20 protein-coding genes are annotated in these 19,735 nt (G+C 65.1%); 11 read left to right on the top strand and 9 right to left on the bottom strand.

Annotated elements, in window-relative coordinates; all coding sequences use genetic code 11:
• Positions 1 to 212 precede the first annotated feature (212 nt).
• The 3 genes from XH87_RS36125 (at position 213) to argC (ending at position 2,661) form a co-directional block, all read left to right on the top strand.
• On the top strand, positions 213 to 743 hold the full coding sequence (locus XH87_RS36125) for a DedA family protein (protein ID WP_035703691.1): 531 nt from the start codon (positions 213 to 215) through the stop codon (positions 741 to 743).
• A 227-nt stretch (positions 744 to 970) separates the two neighbouring features.
• Positions 971 to 1,666 (top strand): FMN-binding negative transcriptional regulator, encoded by a 696-nt coding sequence (locus XH87_RS36130; protein ID WP_271590860.1) that lies wholly within the window; start codon positions 971 to 973, stop codon positions 1,664 to 1,666.
• On the top strand, positions 1,663 to 2,661 hold the full coding sequence (gene argC / locus XH87_RS36135) for an N-acetyl-gamma-glutamyl-phosphate reductase (protein WP_271590861.1): 999 nt from the start codon (positions 1,663 to 1,665) through the stop codon (positions 2,659 to 2,661). The genes XH87_RS36130 and argC overlap by 4 nt, the downstream gene beginning before the upstream one ends.
• A gap of 130 nt (positions 2,662 to 2,791) precedes the next feature.
• On the opposite strand, the gene XH87_RS36140 is transcribed toward argC, so the two are convergent.
• Together XH87_RS36140 and XH87_RS36145 are read right to left on the bottom strand one after the other, a co-directional pair.
• Complete coding sequence (locus XH87_RS36140) at positions 2,792 to 3,190, bottom strand: MAPEG family protein (protein WP_271590862.1); 399 nt, start codon at positions 3,188 to 3,190, stop codon at positions 2,792 to 2,794.
• 62 nt (positions 3,191 to 3,252) lie between these two features.
• The gene (locus XH87_RS36145) at positions 3,253 to 5,061 is read right to left on the bottom strand and encodes a PHA/PHB synthase family protein (RefSeq protein ID WP_035703684.1); all 1,809 of its coding nucleotides are present in this window, start codon (positions 5,059 to 5,061) and stop codon (positions 3,253 to 3,255) included.
• A 253-nt stretch (positions 5,062 to 5,314) separates the two neighbouring features.
• Here XH87_RS36145 and XH87_RS36150 point away from each other — a divergent pair, with 253 nt between their 5' ends.
• The 5 genes from XH87_RS36150 to XH87_RS36170 all read left to right on the top strand — a co-directional run bounded on the left by XH87_RS36150 (position 5,315) and on the right by XH87_RS36170 (position 10,319).
• Positions 5,315 to 5,590, top strand: coding sequence for a hypothetical protein (locus XH87_RS36150; RefSeq protein WP_035703682.1), 276 nt, complete (start codon positions 5,315 to 5,317; stop codon positions 5,588 to 5,590).
• 216 nt (positions 5,591 to 5,806) lie between these two features.
• On the top strand, positions 5,807 to 7,027 hold the full coding sequence (locus XH87_RS36155) for an LL-diaminopimelate aminotransferase (RefSeq protein WP_271590863.1): 1,221 nt from the start codon (positions 5,807 to 5,809) through the stop codon (positions 7,025 to 7,027).
• A 29-nt stretch (positions 7,028 to 7,056) separates the two neighbouring features.
• The gene (locus tag XH87_RS36160; RefSeq protein ID WP_271590864.1) at positions 7,057 to 8,373 is read left to right on the top strand and encodes a homoserine dehydrogenase; all 1,317 of its coding nucleotides are present in this window, start codon (positions 7,057 to 7,059) and stop codon (positions 8,371 to 8,373) included.
• An 85-nt stretch (positions 8,374 to 8,458) separates the two neighbouring features.
• The gene (glpX, locus tag XH87_RS36165) at positions 8,459 to 9,460 is read left to right on the top strand and encodes a class II fructose-bisphosphatase (RefSeq protein ID WP_035703675.1); all 1,002 of its coding nucleotides are present in this window, start codon (positions 8,459 to 8,461) and stop codon (positions 9,458 to 9,460) included.
• A gap of 139 nt (positions 9,461 to 9,599) precedes the next feature.
• Positions 9,600 to 10,319 carry a haloacid dehalogenase type II gene (locus tag XH87_RS36170; protein WP_271590865.1) on the top strand — a complete coding sequence of 240 codons (720 nt, stop codon included), beginning with the start codon at positions 9,600 to 9,602 and terminating at the stop codon, positions 10,317 to 10,319.
• An 18-nt stretch (positions 10,320 to 10,337) separates the two neighbouring features.
• Here the strand turns inward: XH87_RS36170 and XH87_RS36860 are convergent, their stop codons facing one another.
• From XH87_RS36860 to XH87_RS36200, 7 genes are all read right to left on the bottom strand, one after another.
• On the bottom strand, positions 10,338 to 10,679 hold the full coding sequence (locus tag XH87_RS36860; RefSeq protein ID WP_442868334.1) for a TetR/AcrR family transcriptional regulator C-terminal domain-containing protein: 342 nt from the start codon (positions 10,677 to 10,679) through the stop codon (positions 10,338 to 10,340).
• Positions 10,640 to 10,834, bottom strand: coding sequence for a hypothetical protein (locus tag XH87_RS36865; RefSeq protein WP_442868335.1), 195 nt, complete (start codon positions 10,832 to 10,834; stop codon positions 10,640 to 10,642). The genes XH87_RS36860 and XH87_RS36865 overlap by 40 nt, the downstream gene beginning before the upstream one ends.
• Positions 10,835 to 10,947: 113 nt before the next feature.
• Positions 10,948 to 11,634, bottom strand: coding sequence for an alpha/beta fold hydrolase (locus tag XH87_RS36180; RefSeq protein WP_271590866.1), 687 nt, complete (start codon positions 11,632 to 11,634; stop codon positions 10,948 to 10,950).
• Between the two features lie 161 nt (positions 11,635 to 11,795).
• On the bottom strand, positions 11,796 to 12,218 hold the full coding sequence (locus XH87_RS36185) for a cupin domain-containing protein (protein WP_271590867.1): 423 nt from the start codon (positions 12,216 to 12,218) through the stop codon (positions 11,796 to 11,798).
• Positions 12,219 to 12,267: 49 nt separating this feature from the next.
• Positions 12,268 to 13,011: an SDR family oxidoreductase gene (locus XH87_RS36190; protein WP_271590868.1), complete on the bottom strand. Its 744-nt coding sequence runs from the start codon at positions 13,009 to 13,011 to the stop codon at positions 12,268 to 12,270.
• A gap of 236 nt (positions 13,012 to 13,247) precedes the next feature.
• Positions 13,248 to 14,231, bottom strand: a complete 984-nt coding sequence (locus XH87_RS36195) for an MBL fold metallo-hydrolase (RefSeq protein WP_158667933.1) — start codon at positions 14,229 to 14,231, stop codon at positions 13,248 to 13,250.
• Positions 14,232 to 14,782: 551 nt separating this feature from the next.
• Positions 14,783 to 15,856 carry a methyl-accepting chemotaxis protein gene (locus tag XH87_RS36200; RefSeq protein WP_271590869.1) on the bottom strand — a complete coding sequence of 358 codons (1,074 nt, stop codon included), beginning with the start codon at positions 15,854 to 15,856 and terminating at the stop codon, positions 14,783 to 14,785.
• Between the two features lie 290 nt (positions 15,857 to 16,146).
• On the opposite strand from XH87_RS36200, the gene recJ reads away from it, so the two are divergent.
• From recJ to XH87_RS36215, 3 genes are all read left to right on the top strand, one after another.
• Positions 16,147 to 17,988: a single-stranded-DNA-specific exonuclease RecJ gene (recJ, locus tag XH87_RS36205; protein ID WP_271590870.1), complete on the top strand. Its 1,842-nt coding sequence runs from the start codon at positions 16,147 to 16,149 to the stop codon at positions 17,986 to 17,988.
• A 41-nt stretch (positions 17,989 to 18,029) separates the two neighbouring features.
• Positions 18,030 to 18,839: an SDR family NAD(P)-dependent oxidoreductase gene (locus XH87_RS36210; RefSeq protein ID WP_271590871.1), complete on the top strand. Its 810-nt coding sequence runs from the start codon at positions 18,030 to 18,032 to the stop codon at positions 18,837 to 18,839.
• 97 nt (positions 18,840 to 18,936) lie between these two features.
• Positions 18,937 to 19,734: an aldolase gene (locus XH87_RS36215; protein WP_271590872.1), complete on the top strand. Its 798-nt coding sequence runs from the start codon at positions 18,937 to 18,939 to the stop codon at positions 19,732 to 19,734.
• Position 19,735: the final 1 nt, after the last annotated feature.

Below are 19,735 nucleotides of genomic sequence, written 5' to 3' on the forward strand. Positions count from 1 at the left end.
TCTGCCTTGGAAAGGTTACCGCAGGCGGGCCTGGCGGTGTGGGTTGGGCGTCGATCCCGGCGATTTTACGCCGCAGGCCCACAAGTTCCCGGCAATTTGACGGGTCACTCCGGTCCATGTCGGGCTTTGTGACTTGATGTCACACAAGTCCTTGGCTTACCAGTCCTTTTCATCGAGCAGCACCTTGAGATGGGGCGGGAAGGCTATTTTTGATGGAGCAGTTTGCGCACGCCCTGGCTGATTTCGTGCGCGTTCACCAGGCTTGGGCGGCGCCGATCGTGTTCCTGCTCGCCTTCGGAGAGTCCCTTGCGTTCATCTCGCTGCTGGTTCCGGCCTGGGGCGCGCTGGTGGCCATCGGCGCGCTGATCGGGGTCAGCGGCATCAGCTTCTTTCCGGTCTGGATCGCCGGCGGCCTCGGCGCGGCGCTGGGTGACTGGGTCTCCTACTGGTTCGGCTATCGCTACAAGGAGAGGGTTGCCCAGATGTGGCCGCTCTCGCGCTATCCGGACCTGCTGCCCAGAGGCGAGGCTTTCGTGCGCAGCTGGGGCATACCCAGCATCTTCATCGGGCGCTTCTTCGGCCCTTTGCGTGCCTCCGTGCCGCTCGCGGCCGGCATCTTCGAGATGCCCTATTGGAGTTTCCAGGCCGCCAATTTCGTCTCGGCCCTGATCTGGTCGGCCGTGCTCCTGCTGTTCGGTGACGTGCTCGCCAAGATCATGGAATGGATCTGGCGGGTGATCTGACAACCGTCGCCTTGACGGGAACCCGATCTGGCCTTATAGCCGCGCGCCATGATCAACGCCGCGACCATCCTGTTCGCCCGTCGCCGCCGCCGCAGTCTAGCGGTTTGGGCGGTCGATCGCGTTTGAGATCATCGTCTTTGCCGCTGGATCCGATCCGCGGCAATCTCTCTCCTGTCAGCGCGATCTGATCCGGTGGCTCCCCCGAGGAGGCCCAGCAGGAGACCACGATGTACACGCCACCCCATTTCAAGCAGGACCGCGCCGCGAGCCTGAAGTTCGCCGACGAGCGCGGCTTCGGCACCATGTGCGCCTTCGACGGCAAGAAGCCGATTGCTTCGCCGCTGCCGTTCTATTTGACCTACGCCGCCGACGGCACGCCGCAGGCTGCCTTTCATGTCGCCCGTCACAATCCGCTGCTAAAGCTTGCGGATGGCGCGACCTCGTGGCTGCTCGCGGTCAACGGGCCCGATGCCTATGTATCGCCGGACTGGTACGTCTCGCCGGACCAGGTGCCGACCTGGCTCTATCAGTCGGTGCATCTGAGCGGGCCGGTGCGGCTGTTGTCGGACGACGAGCTGTCGGTGCAGGTCGACACGCTCAGCGACAAGTTCGAGAGCTGGCTGTTGCCGAAGAAGCCGTGGACATCGGCGAAGATGACGGCGGGTCGGCTGGAGACGATGAAGAAGGGGATCGTGGGGCTGGTGATGACGGTTGAGGAGGTCGAAGGCAGCTTCAAGCTGAACCAGCACAAATCGGACGCCGACCATGTAGCGATCGCCGATGCGCTCAGCGCCGGCGATGCCGACGCCAGGCAGATCTCGCATTTGATGCGGCAGGCCAGGCCGCAAGCCTTCGCAGAGCAAGCCTTCGCAGAACAAGCTTTTGCAGACGACACGAACATGCTCGAAAGGAGCGCGCCATGAGCCTTTCTGAAACCGGCCTCGCTGAGACCACGAAAACCCCGACCACCAGCGTGGCCAAGAAGCCCGCGACCGTCTTCGTCGACGGCGGCTCCGGCACCACCGGGCTCGGCATCAACGAGCGGCTGAAGCTCCAGAACGATGTCGTCGTGAAGACCATTGCCGACGACAAGCGCAAGGACCCCGCGGCCAAGAAGGCGCTGATGGAGGAGGTGGACCTCGTCATCCTCTGCCTGCCGGACGATGCCGCCAAGGAAACGGTCGCTCTTGTCGACAGCATGGGCACTTCTGCGCCGAAAGTGCTGGATGCTTCGACCGCGTACCGGGTCGCGCCGGACTGGGCCTATGGCTTTCCCGAACTGACACCGGACCAGGCCGGCAAGATCAAGGCGGCGAAGAAGGTCTCCAATCCCGGCTGCTATCCGACCGGCGCGATCGCGCTGCTGCGACCGATCGTCGATGCCGGCCTGCTGCCATCAGATTATCCCGTCACCGTCAACGCAGTGAGCGGCTATTCCGGCGGCGGCAAGTCGATGATCGCAAGCTTCGAGGATGGCAGCGCACCGTCCTTCGAGTTGTACGGTCTCGGCTTCGAGCACAAGCATCTGCCGGAGATGCAGCTCTACTCCAACCTGACGCGGCGGCCGATCTTCATTCCCTCGGTCGGCAACTACCGGCAGGGCATGCTGGTCTCGGTGCCGCTGCAGCTCGACACGCTGCCGGGCAAGCCCGGCGGTGCCGACCTGCAAGCGGCGATGGCAAAGCGTTATGCCGGTTCGAAATACGTCAAGGTGATGCCGCTCCAGAACGAGGCGACCAGGGGCGGCCGGCTCGAACCGGAGGCGCTGAACGAGACCAACATGCTCGAGCTCTTCGTCTTCGCCAGCGACAAGTATCATCAGGCGTTGCTGGTCGCCCGGCTCGACAATCTCGGCAAGGGCGCGTCCGGCGCAGCCGTGCAGAACATGCGGCTGATGCTGGGCCTTGCTGATCAGTAGGGCACTCTCATGCCCCGGACGCGGCGCAGCACTTCTTCAGTGATGCGCTGCAGAGCCGGGGCCCATATTTCCAGCTTCGTTTGCAGCCTTCTGGGTCCCGGCTCGCGCTTTGCGCGTCCGGGACACAAGGTCACAGAACCCTAAAGATCGCCAGCGCCAGCACGGCCTGCGCGAGGAAGCCGACGGTGAAAGCCAGCGTGCGGAACACCGGGATTCCCATCGCGTAGACGATGAGATGCGCGACGCGCGACCAGAAATAGACGGCGCAGGCGAGCACGGTCCATTTCGTGGAATAGTCGATCGCGTTCAGGATCAGCACCAGCGGCGCGAAGATCACGAGGTTCTCGACCGCGTTGTCATGCGCGAACATCAACCGGTTCGCCCACTCCGCCTGCGGCTTGTCGCCGCGCGACGGGTTGGCCATGGCACCGCTGAGCCCGCGAACCTGGCAGCGATTGATGATGTAGGGAATCCAGAGAATCCCGGTCAGGATCACCGTCAGTGTCAGCCAGAACAATTCGCGCGTCATAGTCCGATCCCCTCTGTCGCCGCGGTGCTGCAAGCGAGCTTACACAAGCGCGGGAGATTCCGCTATGCGCGAACCCTGACATAGCTGCCGGGCGCGTCCTCGATCGGTGGGAATGCTTCGCTGCCGACCGCGCGAGCCGGTACTTCCTCGGGATCGAGCCCGCCCAGCCATTGGCGCCAGTCCAGCCACCATGAGCCCTTGTGCTCCACGGCGCCCTTCATCCACTGCGCGATATTGACGTCCTTGATGTTGTCGTTGGTCCAGTATTGGTACTTGTTCGAGGCGGGCGGATTGACCACGCCTGCGATGTGGCCCGAGCCGGACAGGACGTACTTCACCGGACCGCCGAAGAACTGTGAGCCGTACAGCACTGATTCAGCGGGCGCGATGTGGTCTTCGCGGGTGGCAAGATTGTAGACGGGCACCTTCACCTTGGACAGATCGAGCAGGGTGTTGTCCAGCACCATCGTGCCGGTCGACAGGCGGTTCTCCAGATAGCAGTTGCGCAAATAGTAGGAATGGTTCGCCTGGGTCATCCGTGTCGCGTCGGAGTTCCAGTGCAACAGGTCGAACGCGCTCGGCTGCTGGCCCTTCAGATAGTTGCTGACGACGTAGGACCAGATCAGGTCATTCGAGCGCAGCATGTTGAAGGCCATCGCCATCTTCGAGCCTTCGAGCACGCCGGCTGCCTTCATGTCCTGCTCGAGCGCTGCGATCTGCTCCTCGTCGACGAACACGAGGAGGTCGCCGGCATGGGTGAAGTCGATCTGGGCGGCGAAGAACGTCGCGGACGACACGCGCTGGCGGCGCTTCTCGGCGAGCCAGGCCAGCGTGGTCGCCAGCATGGTGCCGCCGACGCAATAGCCCGCGGTGTGCACCTTCATCTCGCCGGTGACCTTCTCGATCACGTCCATCGCCGTGAGCGGGCCCTCCTTCATGTAGTCTTCCCAGCTCTTGTTGCCGAGCCGCTTGTCGGGATTGACCCATGAGATCACGAACACGGTGATGCCCTGGTCGACGCACCACTTGATGTAGGATTTCTCCGGTTTCAGATCGAGGATGTAGAACTTGTTGATCCAGGGCGGCACGATCAGGAGCGGGGTGCGCAGCACGGTCTCCGTGGTCGGAGCGTACTGGATCAGCTGCATCATCTCGTTCTGGTAGATCACCTTGCCCGGCGTCGTCGCCATGTTGACGCCGACGACGAGATTGTCCGGATCGGACTGGCGGATCTTCAGCATGCCCTTGCCCGCCGCGATGTCCTCGGCCAGCATCCTCAGGCCACGCGCGAGATTCTCGCCGCTGCTCGCCACCGTCTCGCGCAGCACCTCCGGATTGGTCAGCACGAAGTTGGAGGGCGATAGTGCGTTGATGACCTGCTGGACATAAAACTCCGCCTTGCGGCGGGTCTGCGGATCGAGCCCTTCGGCATCCCGCACCAGCTCCTGCGCCCATTTGGTCGTGAGCAGATAGAGCTGCATGACGAAGTCGAAGAACTGGTTGGACTTCCATTCCGGATCGGCAAAGCGCTTGTCGCGCGGCGAGGGCGCAATCGCGGGCTGGGCGTCCTGACCGGCCATGCGGCGCACCGCCGAGCCCCAGAGGTCGAGATAGTCCTTCGCGAGCTTGGTCTGGAGATCGGAGGAGCGGGATGTATCCGACAGCCAATATTCGGCGACCGACGTGAAGGTCTTGACGACCTCGGCAAGCTCGGCCGGCGGGCGATCCTGCACTTCGCCGCTCTCGCGCGGCTTGAGGTAGGCGGCGAGCGCCTTGCCGCCGCTCTCCATCGCCCGCGCGACATTCATCGCGAAGGCTTCCGCGTCGAACTTCGTCCCAGGTTTCGGCGTGTCGGTCGTGGCCATGCTCATGAGCTGAACAGTAACGATTCATTCCGTATTCGTCACCGCGAAGCTCGCATGTTTGACGTTAAACACTCTCGAAGATGTGTTGCACTGCGACAAATCTTCTTGGTTCCGTCACAATCGGGCCGCACCGCTCGGCTTGGTGGGGACTGGCTGTTTTCTCGCTCACGCCATTTGGGCAGCAATGGTTTGAGCTTGGGCGCGGTCTTGGGTAAGGTTGCCCGGGGCCGTGCTTTGGGACGAGTAGGGGATTTCCCAAGTGTTGGCGTTGTGGGACCTGCAAAAGACGCTGCCGATTTGCGGGGCGCTGCTGATCGCGGCGCTCGCTCTGGGCGGCTGCTCGAGCCAGCTCGCGGATCTGACACCCGCGGATGCGCAGGCGTCTGCCAGGGAGCCCGGCAGCTATCTGCCGGTGCATGACCTGCCTCCGGATCGCGATCAGGCGGTCATCCCGCCGGAGCAGCGCGCCAAAATCGAGGCCGAGCTCGCCGCGGCGCGCGACCGCCAGGCGGTGGCTGCCAAGGACGCCAAATGAGGCGCTGCAAGGTAATCGCTGGCGCCTCCGCCTTGCCGTGCTAAAAGACTTCGGTTCAGCCAAGAGTCAGAACGAACGACTTCAGTCTCCGTCGTCGACGATTGCTCTAAGTATTTGATTGTGAGTGATTTTCGCGATGACAATGAGCGCCTTGTCGAAGGGCCCTCGTGGCCTGTCGATTCTGTCCTGACCGGTTGCCCGGAGCCCTGGAGAGCCATGGAAGAGTTTTACCGCATCCGTCGCCTGCCGCCTTATGTGTTCGAACAGGTCAACCGGGCCAAGGCGGCCGCGCGGAATGCCGGTGCCGACATCATCGACCTCGGCATGGGTAATCCCGACCTGCCGGCACCGCCGCATGTGCTGGAGAAGCTGAAGGAGACGCTGGGTAAGCCGCGCACCGACCGCTACTCGGCCTCCCGCGGCATCCCCGGACTGCGCAGGGCCCAGGCCGCCTATTACGCCCGCCGCTTCGGGGTGAAGCTGAACCCCGACACCCAGGTCGTGGCGACGCTGGGCTCGAAGGAAGGCTTCGCCAACGTGGCGCAGGCGATCACCGCGCCCGGCGACGTGATCCTCTGTCCGAACCCGAGCTATCCGATTCACGCCTTCGGCTTTTTGATGGCGGGCGGCGTGATCCGCTCGGTGCCCTCCGAGCCGACGCCGCAATTCTTCGAGGCTGTGGAGCGGGCGATCGTGCATTCGATCCCCAAGCCCCTGGCGCTGGTCGTCTGCTATCCCTCGAACCCGACCGCCTATGTCGCGAGCCTCGATTTCTACAAGGATCTCGTCGCCTTTGCGAAGAAGCATGAGATCCTGATCCTGTCCGATCTCGCTTATGCCGAGGTCTATTTCGACGAGAACAACCCGCCGCCCTCGGTGCTCGAGGTGCCCGGCGCGATGGATGTCACCGTCGAATTCACCTCGATGTCGAAGACCTACTCGATGGCCGGTTGGCGCATGGGGTTTGCGGTCGGCAATGAGCGCGTGATCGCGGCGCTCGCCCGCGTCAAATCCTACCTCGACTACGGCGCGTTCACGCCGGTCCAGGTCGCGGCGACCGCCGCGCTGAACGGTCCGGACGATTGCATCAAGGAGATGCGCGACACCTACCGCAAGCGCCGCGACGCGCTGGTGGAATCGTTCGGGCGCGCCGGCTGGGAGATTCCGCCGCCGCAGGCCTCGATGTTCGCCTGGGTGCCGCTGCCGGAAGCCTTCCGCAGCGTCGGCAGCATGCAGTTCGCGACCCTGATGGTGGAGAAATCCGGCGTTGCGGTCTCGCCCGGCGTCGGCTTCGGTGAGCATGGTGAAGGATATGTCCGCATCGCCATGGTGGAAAACGAGCAACGGATCAGGCAGGCCGCGCGCGGCGTGCGCCGCTTCCTTGAAAGCGGCATCGAAACGTTGCACAACGTCGTTCCGCTCGCCAATCGGCGTTGAGTTCTCTTCGGCAGGTTTTCTAAGACATCATGGTTGCACCCCTGAAAGTGGGTATAGCGGGGCTCGGCACCGTGGGCGCCGAAGTTATCCGTTTGATTGAAACGCAGGCGCGCGTGCTCGCGGGCCGCAGTGGCCGCGGCATTCGCGTCGTCGCCGTCACCGCGCGCTCGAAGGCGAAGAAGCGCGGCATCGATCTGCGCGGCGTCGAATGGGCGAAAGATCCACTTGCCCTCGCCACCCATCCCGAGGTCGACTGCTTCGTCGAACTGATGGGCGGCGCGGGCGACCCGGCGCTGTCGGCGGTCGAAGCCGCGCTGAACGCCGGCAAGTCGGTCGTCACCGCCAACAAGGCGCTGCTGGCCAGGCACGGCCTCAAGCTCGCCAAGGCGGCTGAAAAGCACGGCGGCGCGCTGAATTTCGAGGCAGCGGTCGGCGCTGCGATCCCGGTCATCAAGACCTTGCGCGAGGGTCTCGCCGGAACCGGGATCAACCGCGTCTACGGCATCCTCAACGGCACCTGCAACTACATCCTGACGAGGATGGAGCAGGAAGGCCTGTCCTTCGCCGAATGCCTGAAGGACGCGCAGCGGCTCGGCTATGCCGAGGCCGATCCGTCCTTCGACGTCGACGGCCACGACACCGCGCAGAAGCTCGCCATTCTCGCCAGCCTCGCCTTCGGCACGAAAGTTGCTCAAAGCGCGGTGTATGTCGAAGGTATCTCATCCATCGCGCCCGAAGATCTTCGCGCCGCCGCCGATCTCGGTTACCGCGTCAAGCTGCTCGGCGTCGCGGTTCGCACCGCCAAGGGCATCGAGCAGCGCGTGCATCCGACCATGGTTCCCAAATCCTCCTCGATCGCGCAGGTGATGGGTGTCACCAACGCGGTCACGATCGACGGCGAGGGCATTCCGCCGATCACGCTGGTCGGCCCCGGTGCAGGCGGTGCCGCGACGGCGTCCGCGGTCGTCGCCGACATCGCCGACGTCGCGCGCGGCATCCGCGCCAATCCTTTCGGCCGGCCGATCGCGCAGCTGCGCGACACCAGGAAGGCGCCGATGGAGCGGCACGAGGGCGGTTATTACATCCGCCTGCTGGCGCGCGATTTCCCCGGTACTGCGGCCGCGATCGCGACCCGGCTTGCCGAGCAGAAGATTTCGATCGAGTCGATCGTGCAGCGTCATCCCAATGGCGGTGTTGCGTCCGATAACGGCAAGGCGGTCCCCGTGCCGGTCATCCTGATCACCTACGCCACGCACGAGGACGCCGTGCGTCGCGCGCTTGCCGCCGTGCAAAAGGATAAGGTGATCAGCGGACGGCCGCAGGTGATCCGGATCGAGAAGAACTGAGGCGGTTCGGACGAACGAACCGGGGGCGTTGCGAGTTGATGCGGGCAGAGACTTCTGTCCCGAACCTGTTTGAAGGAGTGAGCCGATGTCGACCCATATTTCAGTCCCGCCGCAAGCGTTGCTCGAGCGCATTCTCACGCTGGAGATCGTGCGGGTGACGGAGCGGGCGGCGGTGTCGTCGGCGCGACTGCGCGGGCACGGCAACGAGAAGCAGGCTGATCAGGCCGCCGTGGACGCCATGCGCCGCGAGCTCAACAAGCTGCCGATCGAAGGCACCATCGTGATCGGCGAAGGCGAGCGCGACGAGGCGCCGATGCTCTTCATCGGCGAGAAGGTCGGGATGAATGCCGGTCCCCAGGTCGACATCGCGGTCGACCCGCTCGAAGGCACCACGCTCTGCGCCAAGAACATGCCGGGCGCGATCGCCACCATGGCGATGGCCGACGGCGGCACGCTGCTGCATGCCCCCGACGTCTACATGCAGAAGCTCGCGATCGGCCCCGGTTACGACAAGGGCGTCGTCGATCTCGATGCGAGCCCTGCCGACAACGTCCGCCGCCTCGCCAAGGCCAAGGGCGTCAAGCCGGAAGGCATCACCGTTCTCGTGCTCGACCGTCCGCGTCATGCCGACATCATCGCGAGCGTGCGCTCGACCGGCGCCGCCGTGCGCCTGATTACCGATGGCGACGTCGCCGGCGTGATCCATTGCGCCGACCCTGATAACACCGGCGTCGACATGTATCTCGGCACCGGTGGTGCGCCGGAAGGCGTGCTCGCGGCCGTGGCGCTGCGCTGCATCGGCGGCCAGATGCAGTGCCGCCTGATCCTCGACTCCGAGGAGAAGCGCGAGCGCGCCGCCAAGATGGGCGTCAACGATCCCAAGATGATCTACGGCATCGAGGATATGGCGCGCGGCGACTGCCTGTTCGCCGCCACCGGCGTCACCACGGGCTCGCTGCTGTCAGGCGTCAAGTTCCGCAAGGACGGCGTGATCGAGACCGAGACGGTGGTGATGCGTTCCGTCACCGGCACCGTGCGCTACATCAAGGCCGAGCACCGCGAGCTGGCGAAGTTCCATTTGGACTGATGTTCTCGGTCATTCCGGGGGCGATGGGACCGCGCGAAGCGCGGCCCTGAGAACCCGGAAGCCAGAGATTGTAGCGCGAGATTCCGTGATGGCGCTCTGCGCGCCCCGGAATGACCACGACAAGAACAAGAGGAAGCGCATGTCCGATCTCTCCGCCGTCAAGGCCCTCGTGTTCGACGTGTTCGGCACCGTCGTGGATTGGCGCACCAGCCTCATCACCGACTTCATGTGGTGGGGCAAGCAGCGCGGCGTCAGCGCTGATTGGACCGCGCTCGTCGACGGCTGGCGCGGCATGTACGTCGCCTCCATGGATGACGTGCGCAAGCATCCCGAGCGCGGCTATGTCATGCTCGATGACCTGCACCGCCGCTCGCTGGAGAAGCTGGTCGAGAAGTTCGCGGTCAAGGGCCTCACGGATGCCGATCTCGATTACCTCACCAAGGGCTGGCACCGCCTCCATCCCTGGCCCGACAGCGTCGCGGGCCTGACGCGGCTCAAGACGAAATTCGTGATCGCGCCGCTCTCGAACGGCAACGTCGCGCTCCTCACCAACATGGCGAAGTTCGCCGGCTTGCCGTGGGATCTCGTCATGTCGGCCGAGCTGTTCGAGCACTACAAGCCGGATCCGGAAACCTATCTCGGCGCCGCGCGCCTGCTCTGCCTCAAGCCGGAAGAGGTGATGATGGTCGCCGCCCACAACGGCGATCTCGCCGCTGCGCAGAAGAACGGGCTGAAGACCGCCTTCGTGGCGCGGCCGACGGAATACGGGCCGTTGCAGAAGGTGGACTTCGAGGCGACCGGCAATTGGGATATCGTCGCGAAGGATTTCGGCGGGATCGCCGACAGGCTCGGCTGCTGAGCGGTCCTAAACGCGCGATCACACGGCTGCCTGCGGCTCCTGCGCCTCAGGCGCGCAGAACATCGCAATCGCAAGGTCGATCCGCTTGTCCAGCGCACGCCGGTTGGGCCGGAAGCTGTCGTCGGTCAGCAGCCTGAAATGATCGTGGCTGAACACCATGCCGAGCAGCATCTCGGCGACGGAGCGCGGCGGCAGGCCTTCGAGGCGCGGCTCGAGACGAACGGCCTTCAGCATGTCGGCGATGTCGTCCGTGCCATTCTCCAGAATGACCTCCGCGAACATGCGGCCAAGGCCCGGTGAGGCCTGGCGCTCGCCGATGATCAGGCGATGCAGTGCGATCTCGCCGGCGGCCAGCGCCACGTCCGCAATCTTCCGAAGGGCGTGTCGCAGCGGGCCGATGGTGGCCCCTCGATCGGCGCGTCCGCGAAATGCACCGGCGGCAGGCTGCGCAACAGCATGGCGCGGAACAGCTCGGTCTTGCTCTCGAACAGCTTATAGAGCGTCTTCTTCGACATCCCCGCGGCGCCGGCGACCCGCTGAGTAGATCGCAGGGCCGGCGACATGCATCGCCCGGCCTGATCCTGGAAGCTGCGACGGCCTCCGCATCGGGCCGGCAGCGGCACCGATGTCAGCTCCTGGAGACCGCGCTCGCGGCCTTGCGGATCACGTCAAGGACCACATCCGGCTTCGACAGCATGGGAACGTGGGACGAGGTGACTTCGGTCACGGTGGCGTTCATGCGCGTCGAGACAGCACGCTGCAGGTCCGGGTGAACCGTCTGGTCCCGGATCGCGAGGACATACCAGCTCGGCTTGGATCTCCACGCCGTGCCATCGACCTTCTGGTCGAAGAGGTCTGCCACCGGCGCGCCCTGCGTCGCATAGACCAGCTTCTGCTCGGCCTCGGGCAGGTCTCCGGCAAAATGCTTGACGCCGCTTGGCTTCAACCAGATGCGCCCCTGCGGCGCGTCGAGATGGCTGAACACCTCTGTCGTCGGAAACTTGGCGAGCTGGCTCTGGGAGGTTTCGTCGGCATCGGGCGCGAGCGCTGCGATGTAGACCAGCGCGGCCACCCGCGGATCGGTTCCGGCGTGGGTGATCAGCGTGCCGCCGTAGGAGTGACCGACGAGGACCACCGGCCCGGGAACGCGGCCAAGACATGCCGTCACGGCGGCGACGTCGGTTGCGAGCGAATCGAGGCCGTGCTGGCTCGCCATGACCTCATGTCCTTCGGCCTGCAGCGTCGGGATCAGCTTGCCGAAGCACGATCCGTCAGCCCAGAGGCCGTGTGCGAAAACGATGCCGGGTTTGGTCATGATGGTCTCCGTTGGCTTGAGGCGAGCTGCGTTGCTCGTGGAACGTGAAGCAGGAGAGCTTCACGTCTAACGCGCCATCAATTCAGCCGACAGAGGACGGCAAGGATAATCGGGCGAATGCGAAATCGCACCAGCACAGGTCTGGCGGCCGACAGCCGCCGTCACTTCGTGATCGGTGTCGTCAGCTCGGTATCGGCCGTGTCCACAACGAACACCGCAAGCAGCTTCGCCGGTTCGGTGTCGCTGGCGTTGGAGCTGATGGCGTGGCGATCGCCGGGCTTCTCGAAGAAGTTCTCGCCCTTCTGGTAGACCATGGCGGGCTCGTCATTGACCTGGCTTCGGATCGCGCCCTCCAGCACCGTGGCGTAGATGAACGCGGAGCGCGCGTGGACGTGGGCCGGCGAGAAGCCGCCGGGACCATACTCGACGAGCACGCCCTTCATGCTCTTGCCCGGAACGTTCGGTAGTGCGTGGTCGAACACCACGCTCACCTTGGCCGACTTGGCTGCGGGCTGCGCCCCGGCGGCAAGAGCCGTCAGACAAACTACGGCGGACGCCGCCGTCGCGATCAACAGTCTGCGCATGGGATGTCCTTCATTGCCGTCGTTGCAGTGACGCTGGAGTCGCGAATGCTCAGGCTGTCGCCAGCCATGCGGCGAGCGGCGTTGTCCCGAGTCTGGCTTCGCCGAGCGGGACCAGCGAGGTGTCCTCGATGGGGGAGCCGTAATATCCAGCCTTGGCGTCACCCACCACCGGGCGGCGGTCGCCGGCCGCCTTCAGGCGCCGCGCGACGAACTCGTTGAAGGGCGCCTTTTCAGGTCCGGCGATATCGATCGTGCCGTTGAGCGGGCGTCCGGTTGCGACCTCTGCGAGGCAAGCGACCACGTCGTCGGATGCGATCGGCTGGAACGCCGCCGACGGCACGACGATCCGCCCCTCCGTGGCACCCGTCTCGGCAATGGCGCCGATGAATTCGAAGAACTGCGTGGCACGCACGATCGAGTAGGGGACTGAAGAAGCTTTGACGATGCGCTCCTGCGCGAGCTTGGCCCGGAAATAGGCGATGTCGGGTGAGCGGTCCGTCCCGACGATCGACAGCGCGACGTGATGCTTGACGCCTGCTGCGGCCTCCGTCGTCGCAAGGTTCTGGCTCGACTGCTGGAAGAAGTCGAGCACGGCGGCCGGCTCCCAGGACGGCGCGTTGGCGACGTCCACCACGACATCCGCGCCGGCCAGCGCGGCCGCGAGGCCTTCGCCGGTGACCGCGTTCACGCCCGTCCGCGGCGAAGCCGCCACGGCATCATGTCCCTGCTGCTTCAGCCTCGCCACGAGCTTGGATCCGATCAACCCGCTGCCGCCGATCACGACGATCTTCATGGCCTGTCTCCCGAGCATTTTCGAATGCGAGCGGGCAAGGAGCCTACGTGCTCGCGTCGATGATGATGATGCGGGGCAGAGTTCTACCCGAGCAATGAGGCGGGCTCTTGCCTGGAACGGGCCTGGCTTGCCAAAAAATGCTCCAGAGATGCCGGGCGGCAGGAATTGGTCAGGGATTATTCCGCTCTGCCGTGCGCCCGGGCCGAACATGGGCGGCCCGGGCTTGCTGTCATTGGCTACAGCGTCATCTGCATCGGCTCGGGATAATAGTGGAATCCCTCGCCGGCCTTGGCGACATGACCGTAGCCGGGCCAGGCGAAGTGGTAGGACATCACGGCCGTCTTGTTGGCCGCGAGCATGGTGAGCAGCTTGACCCGCGAATCGGCGGCCTGTTTCGGGTCGGTGTCGTAGGAGAATTCCATGCGCGGCCGCTCCAGCAGCAGCACCGAATGGTGCGAGAGGTCGCCGAGGAAGGCGAACGACTTGCCGGCCGAGGAGACCATGAAGATGGTGTGGCCGACGGTGTGACCGGGCGCTGCGATCGCCTGCACGCCGGGCAGGAATTCCTCGCCGTCCTTGAAGAACTTGATGCGGTCGCGGACCGGCAGCAGGTTCTTGCGGGCGTGCAGGACGAAGTCCTTGGCGGGGCTGCCCAGCTTGCCTTCGTCGGTCCAGAAGTCGAAATCGGTCTGCGAGATGTAGATCTGCGCGTTCGGGAAGAGCGGCTTGTTGTTGGCGTCCACGATGCCGCCGATATGGTCGATATGCGCGTGCGAGCAGACCACGGCATCGATGTCCTCCGGCTTGATGCCGGCCTCCATCATGCTCTTCTGCTGCCGGCCGGTGGTGGGGCCAAACATCTTGGATGAGCCCATGCCGGTGTCGAACAGGATCAGCTTGTCGCCGGTGTTCACGATCGGCGAGTTCTGCTCGAGCACGACATTTTCGGGCGACAGGAAATTGTCGGCCAGCATCTTCTTGACGTCTTCCTTGGGAACGCCGGTGAACGTGCCGGAGGGATCGCCGAGCGGGAGCGGTCCGTCGGACACGACTGTTACCTCGGCATCACCGAGAACGAAGCGGTGCCAGTAGGGAGTCTGGGTGCCGAGCTTGGGTGCGCGTGCCATCGCACTGCCGCCAAGGAGCGCGCTGGCGCCAAGACCGACGCCAAGGCCGGCACCGAGCGTGAGCAGGGACCGACGTGAGACATCGAGTGTCATTCGTTTCCTCCATTTCTGATTTGATCCGCACGATGTTTCGCGCGTGATGTTCGGCCCGAGGCCGGCACCAAGATGCTGCGCCGGTTCAGACAAGCTCGCAAGTGGAATTGGTTTGGGAGTGATCGGCGGCTGATCGAAAACAATCAGCGATTGTGTCGCGATTGTGGTCTGTGGTCATGCGACGTGGGATTGCAATCGCCTCAGCGGCCTGGCGCTGCGCGTATTCCATGGTGCGAACATTGGGCTATCGCGAGAGCGCTGGAGGAGCCGATGCGATCACATGTGATCCGCAAGGCGAGGCCGCCTGGTCTCGTCCCGGCAAGAGGCCGATGCCGTCGTGCTGCTGCAGCGTGGTGTCTGAAGTGAAGAGGAGGTCTGAAGTGAAGCCGCTCCGGCGCGACCGTCTCGGGCTGGGCGACGATCGCACAATGCTCCTGTTTTGCCTGACGTGTCAAAAATGTTCGGCGAAGGAAAAACTCGAGCGAAAACAACCCTCTGCCTACTGTGCATGGGGTTGTTCTCGCGTTTCTTGATCGGGCAGGCTTGCAGCCCTACGCCCCGCAGACGATCACGCCGTACCAGCCGAGGCCCCGATAGGTCTCGTAACCGGGCGTCGCGTGGAAGGCGACCATTCCGGAGCGATCCTGATAGAAGCCGGAACGCTGGCCGTCCAGCGAGAGCGAGATGCGCTCGCTGAGGATGCCCTGGCCGTCGGAGGCCGCGATCACGCGAAAATTCGAGTCGACCAGCAGCACGCGGGCCTTGTCGCTGTCGCCGACGCGCACGCCCTGGACGATGGCGCGGGCCTGCGGCTCCCAGTCGAAATGGATGGCGAGCACGCCGATCGGCGCGCCGTTGGTCTGGCCGCCGGTGCGGACGCTCGCGCAATAGGTCGCGACCTGCGCGTTGCCGAGCAGCGGCTGGTTCTCGACGTCGCCGGCGACATAGTCGTCGCCGGAGCGCAACGACCGCGCCTCGCGAAACCATTTGGTGTGGGCGACGTTCTGGCCGACGACGCGAAAGCGGTCGGCCCGGCCGTTGGCGATGACGTTGCCGTCGAGGTCGCAGAGCCAGAGGTCGAGATAGACGGTGTAGGCTCCGAGGATCACGCCCAGCCGCTGCGAGGCATGGGAGACGGTCGCAGCGCCCGGTGAGGCCGCGCAATCGACCACGGCGGAATCGGTCGCCCACCAGCGCACGTCGCAGGTGCGTTCATAGAGATTGCGATCGATCAGCTCGATGGCGTTGAGCGACAGATCGACCATCCGCTCGCCGCGGGAGCGCTGGCTCATGCGCTCGATCGAGGCGACGAGATCGCCCGTGCGTTTTGTCAATTGGGTTTCGAGCTCGCGCGCGATGGTCTCGACCTGCTGGCCGACGCCGCGCACCTCCTGCGCCACCACCGCGAAGCCCGCGCCTTGCGCGCCGGCGCGCGAGCTTTCGATCAGCGCGTTCAGCGCCAGCATCTTCATCTGGTTGGTGATCTGCTGGATCGACTTGGTCTTGTCGATCGCGATCTGATTGACCTCCGCCGTGAGGCGATTGATCAATGCGGAGATGTCGGAATCGTCGTCAGCGGGTTCGGCGGCAATCGGCTTGGCCTTCAGACCCAGCGCAGCAGACATCGGGGAGCTTCCCTTGGCAATGAGGCCTGATCTGCAATGAACGGAGTACAACGACTTACAGATCGAATACGATTCTTTTTCGAGGATTCCGCCTAACGCCTGCTTAATTTGCTGTTCGGCCGAATGCCTAAATGATAGTCACTCCGCGCGGTGAGGACGGCTCATCCACCGCTTTGTGCGGCTGGGGCGTTGCAAATCCGGGCCGATTGCCGACCAATCCCAGAAAGCCAGTGACCTTGCGTCCGCGTGATCGCCTGGACCTTCGAGTTCCCCGCAACCTCCCTCCCGTCATGACGCCGCCCGCCTCCGCCTTGCCCGTCGAAGCGCCCCAGGCTTTCCTGGGTGTGGCGCGCTCGCTGACCGACAAGCTCTGGCGCGACCGTCTGGACGGGCGCGGGGCTGCGCAGGCGCTCGCCATCGTGCAGCGGTACCAATTGCCGGAACTGCTGGCGCGGGTGCTGGCCGGCCGCGGGGTCGATATCGACGCCGTACCCGACTTTCTCGATCCGACCATCCGAAAGCTGCTGCCGGATCCGTTCACCGTGACGGAGATGGAAGCCGCGGCCAAGCGGATCGCCGATGCGGCGGCGAGGGGCGAGAAGGTCGCGATCTTCGGCGATTACGACGTCGACGGCGCGACCTCGGCGGCGCTGCTCGCCTGGCACCTGCGTCATTGCGGACTCGATCCGCTGATCCACATTCCCGACCGGATATTCGAAGGCTACGGCCCCAACGTCGAGGCCGTTCGTGGGCTGGCGGCAAAGGGCGCGACGCTGCTCGTCACCGTCGATTGCGGCACCACCAGCATCGAGCCGCTCGCCGAGGCCAAACGCCTCGGCATGTCCGTCGTCGTGATCGATCATCATCAGGCCGGCGATGTGCTGCCGGAGGTTGACGCACTGGTCAATCCGAACCGGCTCGACGATCTCTCCGGCCTCGGCCATCTCGCCGCCGTCGGCCTCGTGCTGGTGACGCTTGTCGCCGTCAACCGCGAGCTGCGCCAGCGCGGCTTCTGGAGCGCAGAGATGCCGGAGCCCGATCTGCTCGGCATGCTGCATCACGTCGCGCTCGGCACGGTCGCCGACGTCGCGCCGCTGATCGGGCTCAACCGCGCCTTCGTGGCCAAGGGCCTGATCGCGATGCGACGGCGCGACCATGTCGGGCATACCGCGCTGATGGACGTGGCGCGGCTCAACGGCCCGCCGGAGGCCTGGCATCTGGGCTTCATGCTGGGACCGCGCGTCAATGCCGGCGGCCGCATCGGCCGCGCCGATCTCGGCGTGCGGCTGCTGCTCGAAGGCGACAGCGTCGAGGCGGCGCGGATCGCCGCGGAGCTCGACCGCCTCAACAGCGAACGCCGTGTCATCGAGCAGGCGGCCGAAGCCCAGGCTGAAGCCGAGGCACTGGCCTCGATCGGGCTGGAGGACAAGCTCGCCGTGATCGTCACCGCCTCGGAAGGCTGGCATCCCGGCGTGGTCGGCCTCGTCGCCTCCCGCCTGAAGGAGAAGTTTTCGCGGCCCGCTTTCGCCATTGCGCTGGAGCCTGGCGGCATCGGCACCGGTTCGGGTCGCTCGATCGCCGGCGTCGACCTCGGCAAGGCGGTGCGGCAGGCGGTTGCCGACGGTATTTTGCTGAAAGGCGGCGGCCACGCGATGGCCGCCGGCGTCACGCTGCGGAAAGAGAAGCTCGCCGAATTCCGCGCCTATCTCGAAAATGCGCTGGCACGCGACGTCGCCGAGGCGCGCCACGTCAACGAGCTCTATATCGACGGCGCGGTCTCCGCACGTGCGGTGACGCCGGAGCTTGCAACGACGCTCAACCGCGCCGGTCCGTTCGGCAGCGGCAATCCGGAGCCCGTGCTGGCGCTGCCGGCGCACCAGCTCGTGTTTGCCGACGAAGTCGGGCAGGCGCATCTGCGCCTGCGCTTCAAGTCGGGCGACGGCGCCATCGTCAACGGCATCGCGTTCCGTTCGGTCGGCCAGAAGCTTGGCAACGCACTGCTCGCCAATCGCGGCCAGCAGATGCACGTCGCGGGCTCGCTCTCGGTCGACCGCTACCAGGGCGCCGAGCGTGTGCAATTCCGCGTCGTCGACGTCGCGCTACCGGACCAGGGGCCATCCGTGATTAGATAGCGACGGCCGCAAACAACAAAAAGGAAAGAAAGGGAGTGAACATGGCAGGGCAGGTTGAGGGCAAGGTCGCGCTGGTGACAGGCGGCGCGTCCGGCATCGGCGAAGCCATCGTCGAGCTGTTCGCGCGCGAAGGCGCCTCGGTCGTCATCACCGACATCGACGAGCTGAGAGGCCCTGAGCTCGCCAGGCGCGTCATCAAGGCTGGCGGCAAGGCGATCTTCCTGGAGCAGGACGTCACCAGCGAGGAGCGCTGGATCGCGATCGTCGCTGAGGTCGGCAAGCGCTACGGCCGGCTCGATATCATGGTCTCCAACGCCGGCATCGGCATCGCCGTGCCCTCCATCGTCGACATGACGCTCTCTGACTGGCGCAAGCAGAATGCGATCAATCTCGACGGCGTGTTTCTCTCGGTGAAGCATTGCCTGCCCTTGATGCGCAAGACCGGCGGCGGCTCGATTGTCATGATGTCCTCGCTGGCGGGCCTGCGCGGCTCGCCCGGGTTGTCGGCCTATTCTGCGACCAAGGGCGGCGTGCGGCTGTTCGCCAAATCGATCGCGATGGAGTGCGCGGCGGCGGGCGACGGCATCCGCGTCAACTCGGTTCACCCGGGCATCATCGATACCCCGATCTGGGGCAAGATTCCGACGGGGGCGACCGGCGCCGGTCAGAACGCCCCGATCGATCCGGAGGAGCGCGCCCGTGTCGTCACGCCGCTCGGCCGTGCCGGCCAGGCCGCGGAGATCGCCTCCGGCGTGCTGTATCTCGCCTCCGATGCCTCGCGCTACGTCACCGGCAGCGAGCTCGTCATCGACGGTGGCATGAACGCAGGGGGCGTGCCGCGGCGGGCTTGAGCTGTGCAGGGCAGGGTGGCACGCACGGGGGCTGACGCGCGGGCGTGGCCCCTGTAGAACGTGGGTAGCTCTTCGATCGACAGAGGTGTCCTTCGCCATGGCGCACAGCCTTCACGCTTCCTCACCCGCGCCCGCTCCATTCCGCTCCAACCGGCCGGACCTCGCGACCGACGCGATCCGCACCGCGCGCGAGGATCTCGCCGCATGCTTCCGTATGGCGGCGCGCAACGGCTTCGAGGAAGGCATCTGCAATCACTTCTCGGCCGTCGTGCCCGGCCATGACGATCTGTTCCTCGTCAATCCCTATGGCTACGCCTTCCGCGAACTGACTGCCTCCAAGCTCCTGATCTGCGACTTCCACGGCAACGTGCTCGACGGCGAGGGCGTGCCCGAGGCCACCGCCTTCTACATCCATGCCGAGATGCACAAATGCCTGCCGCGCGCCAAGGTCGCCTTCCACACCCACATGCCCTACGCGACAGCGTTGTCGATGACCGAGGGCGATCCCCTGATCTGGGCCGGCCAGACCGCGCTGAAATTCTATGGCCGCACGGCGGTCGACCGCGACTACAACGGCCTTGCGCTCGACAGCCGCGAAGGCGCGCGGATTGCCTCCAACGTTGGCGACGCCGACATCGTCTTCATGAAGCACCACGGCGTGATGGTGCTGGCCCCGACCATCGCGGAGGCCTGGGACGATCTCTACTACCTCGAACGCGCCGCCGAGGTGCAGGTGCTGGCGATGTCGACGGGACGGAAAGTGCTGCCGGTCGATGCCGCGATCGCGGCCGAGACCTACAGGCAGATGCGCGAAGGCGATTCCGAATCCGCGCGGCTGCATCTCGCTGCGATCCGGCGGCAGCTGGATGCGGAGGAGCCGCAGTACCGGCACTGAG

Origin of the sequence: Bradyrhizobium sp. CCBAU 53415, assembly GCF_028128735.1 — a bacterium.
Lineage (GTDB): Bacteria > Pseudomonadota > Alphaproteobacteria > Rhizobiales > Xanthobacteraceae > Bradyrhizobium.

Excerpts from the sequence above, each read along its gene's own strand:
- XH87_RS36170 (WP_271590865.1), top strand. The coding sequence starts at position 9,600 with ATGTCCGATCTCTCCGCCGTCAAGGCCCTCGTGTTCGACGTGTTCGGC.
- XH87_RS36215 (WP_271590872.1), top strand. The coding sequence starts at position 18,937 with ATGGCGCACAGCCTTCACGCTTCCTCACCCGCGCCCGCTCCATTCCGC.
- XH87_RS36155 (WP_271590863.1), top strand. The coding sequence starts at position 5,807 with ATGGAAGAGTTTTACCGCATCCGTCGCCTGCCGCCTTATGTGTTCGAA.
- XH87_RS36130 (WP_271590860.1), top strand. The coding sequence starts at position 971 with ATGTACACGCCACCCCATTTCAAGCAGGACCGCGCCGCGAGCCTGAAG.
- XH87_RS36200 (WP_271590869.1), bottom strand. The coding sequence starts at position 15,856 with ATGTCTGCTGCGCTGGGTCTGAAGGCCAAGCCGATTGCCGCCGAACCC.
- XH87_RS36145 (WP_035703684.1), bottom strand. The coding sequence starts at position 5,061 with ATGAGCATGGCCACGACCGACACGCCGAAACCTGGGACGAAGTTCGAC.
- XH87_RS36210 (WP_271590871.1), top strand. The coding sequence starts at position 18,030 with ATGGCAGGGCAGGTTGAGGGCAAGGTCGCGCTGGTGACAGGCGGCGCG.
- XH87_RS36865 (WP_442868335.1), bottom strand. The coding sequence starts at position 10,834 with ATGTCGAAGAAGACGCTCTATAAGCTGTTCGAGAGCAAGACCGAGCTG.
- XH87_RS36185 (WP_271590867.1), bottom strand. The coding sequence starts at position 12,218 with ATGCGCAGACTGTTGATCGCGACGGCGGCGTCCGCCGTAGTTTGTCTG.
- XH87_RS36180 (WP_271590866.1), bottom strand. The coding sequence starts at position 11,634 with ATGACCAAACCCGGCATCGTTTTCGCACACGGCCTCTGGGCTGACGGA.
- glpX (WP_035703675.1), top strand. The coding sequence starts at position 8,459 with ATGTCGACCCATATTTCAGTCCCGCCGCAAGCGTTGCTCGAGCGCATT.
- XH87_RS36190 (WP_271590868.1), bottom strand. The coding sequence starts at position 13,011 with ATGAAGATCGTCGTGATCGGCGGCAGCGGGTTGATCGGATCCAAGCTC.
- XH87_RS36140 (WP_271590862.1), bottom strand. The coding sequence starts at position 3,190 with ATGACGCGCGAATTGTTCTGGCTGACACTGACGGTGATCCTGACCGGG.
- argC (WP_271590861.1), top strand. The coding sequence starts at position 1,663 with ATGAGCCTTTCTGAAACCGGCCTCGCTGAGACCACGAAAACCCCGACC.
- XH87_RS36160 (WP_271590864.1), top strand. The coding sequence starts at position 7,057 with ATGGTTGCACCCCTGAAAGTGGGTATAGCGGGGCTCGGCACCGTGGGC.
- recJ (WP_271590870.1), top strand. The coding sequence starts at position 16,147 with ATGACGCCGCCCGCCTCCGCCTTGCCCGTCGAAGCGCCCCAGGCTTTC.
- XH87_RS36195 (WP_158667933.1), bottom strand. The coding sequence starts at position 14,231 with ATGACACTCGATGTCTCACGTCGGTCCCTGCTCACGCTCGGTGCCGGC.
- XH87_RS36125 (WP_035703691.1), top strand. The coding sequence starts at position 213 with ATGGAGCAGTTTGCGCACGCCCTGGCTGATTTCGTGCGCGTTCACCAG.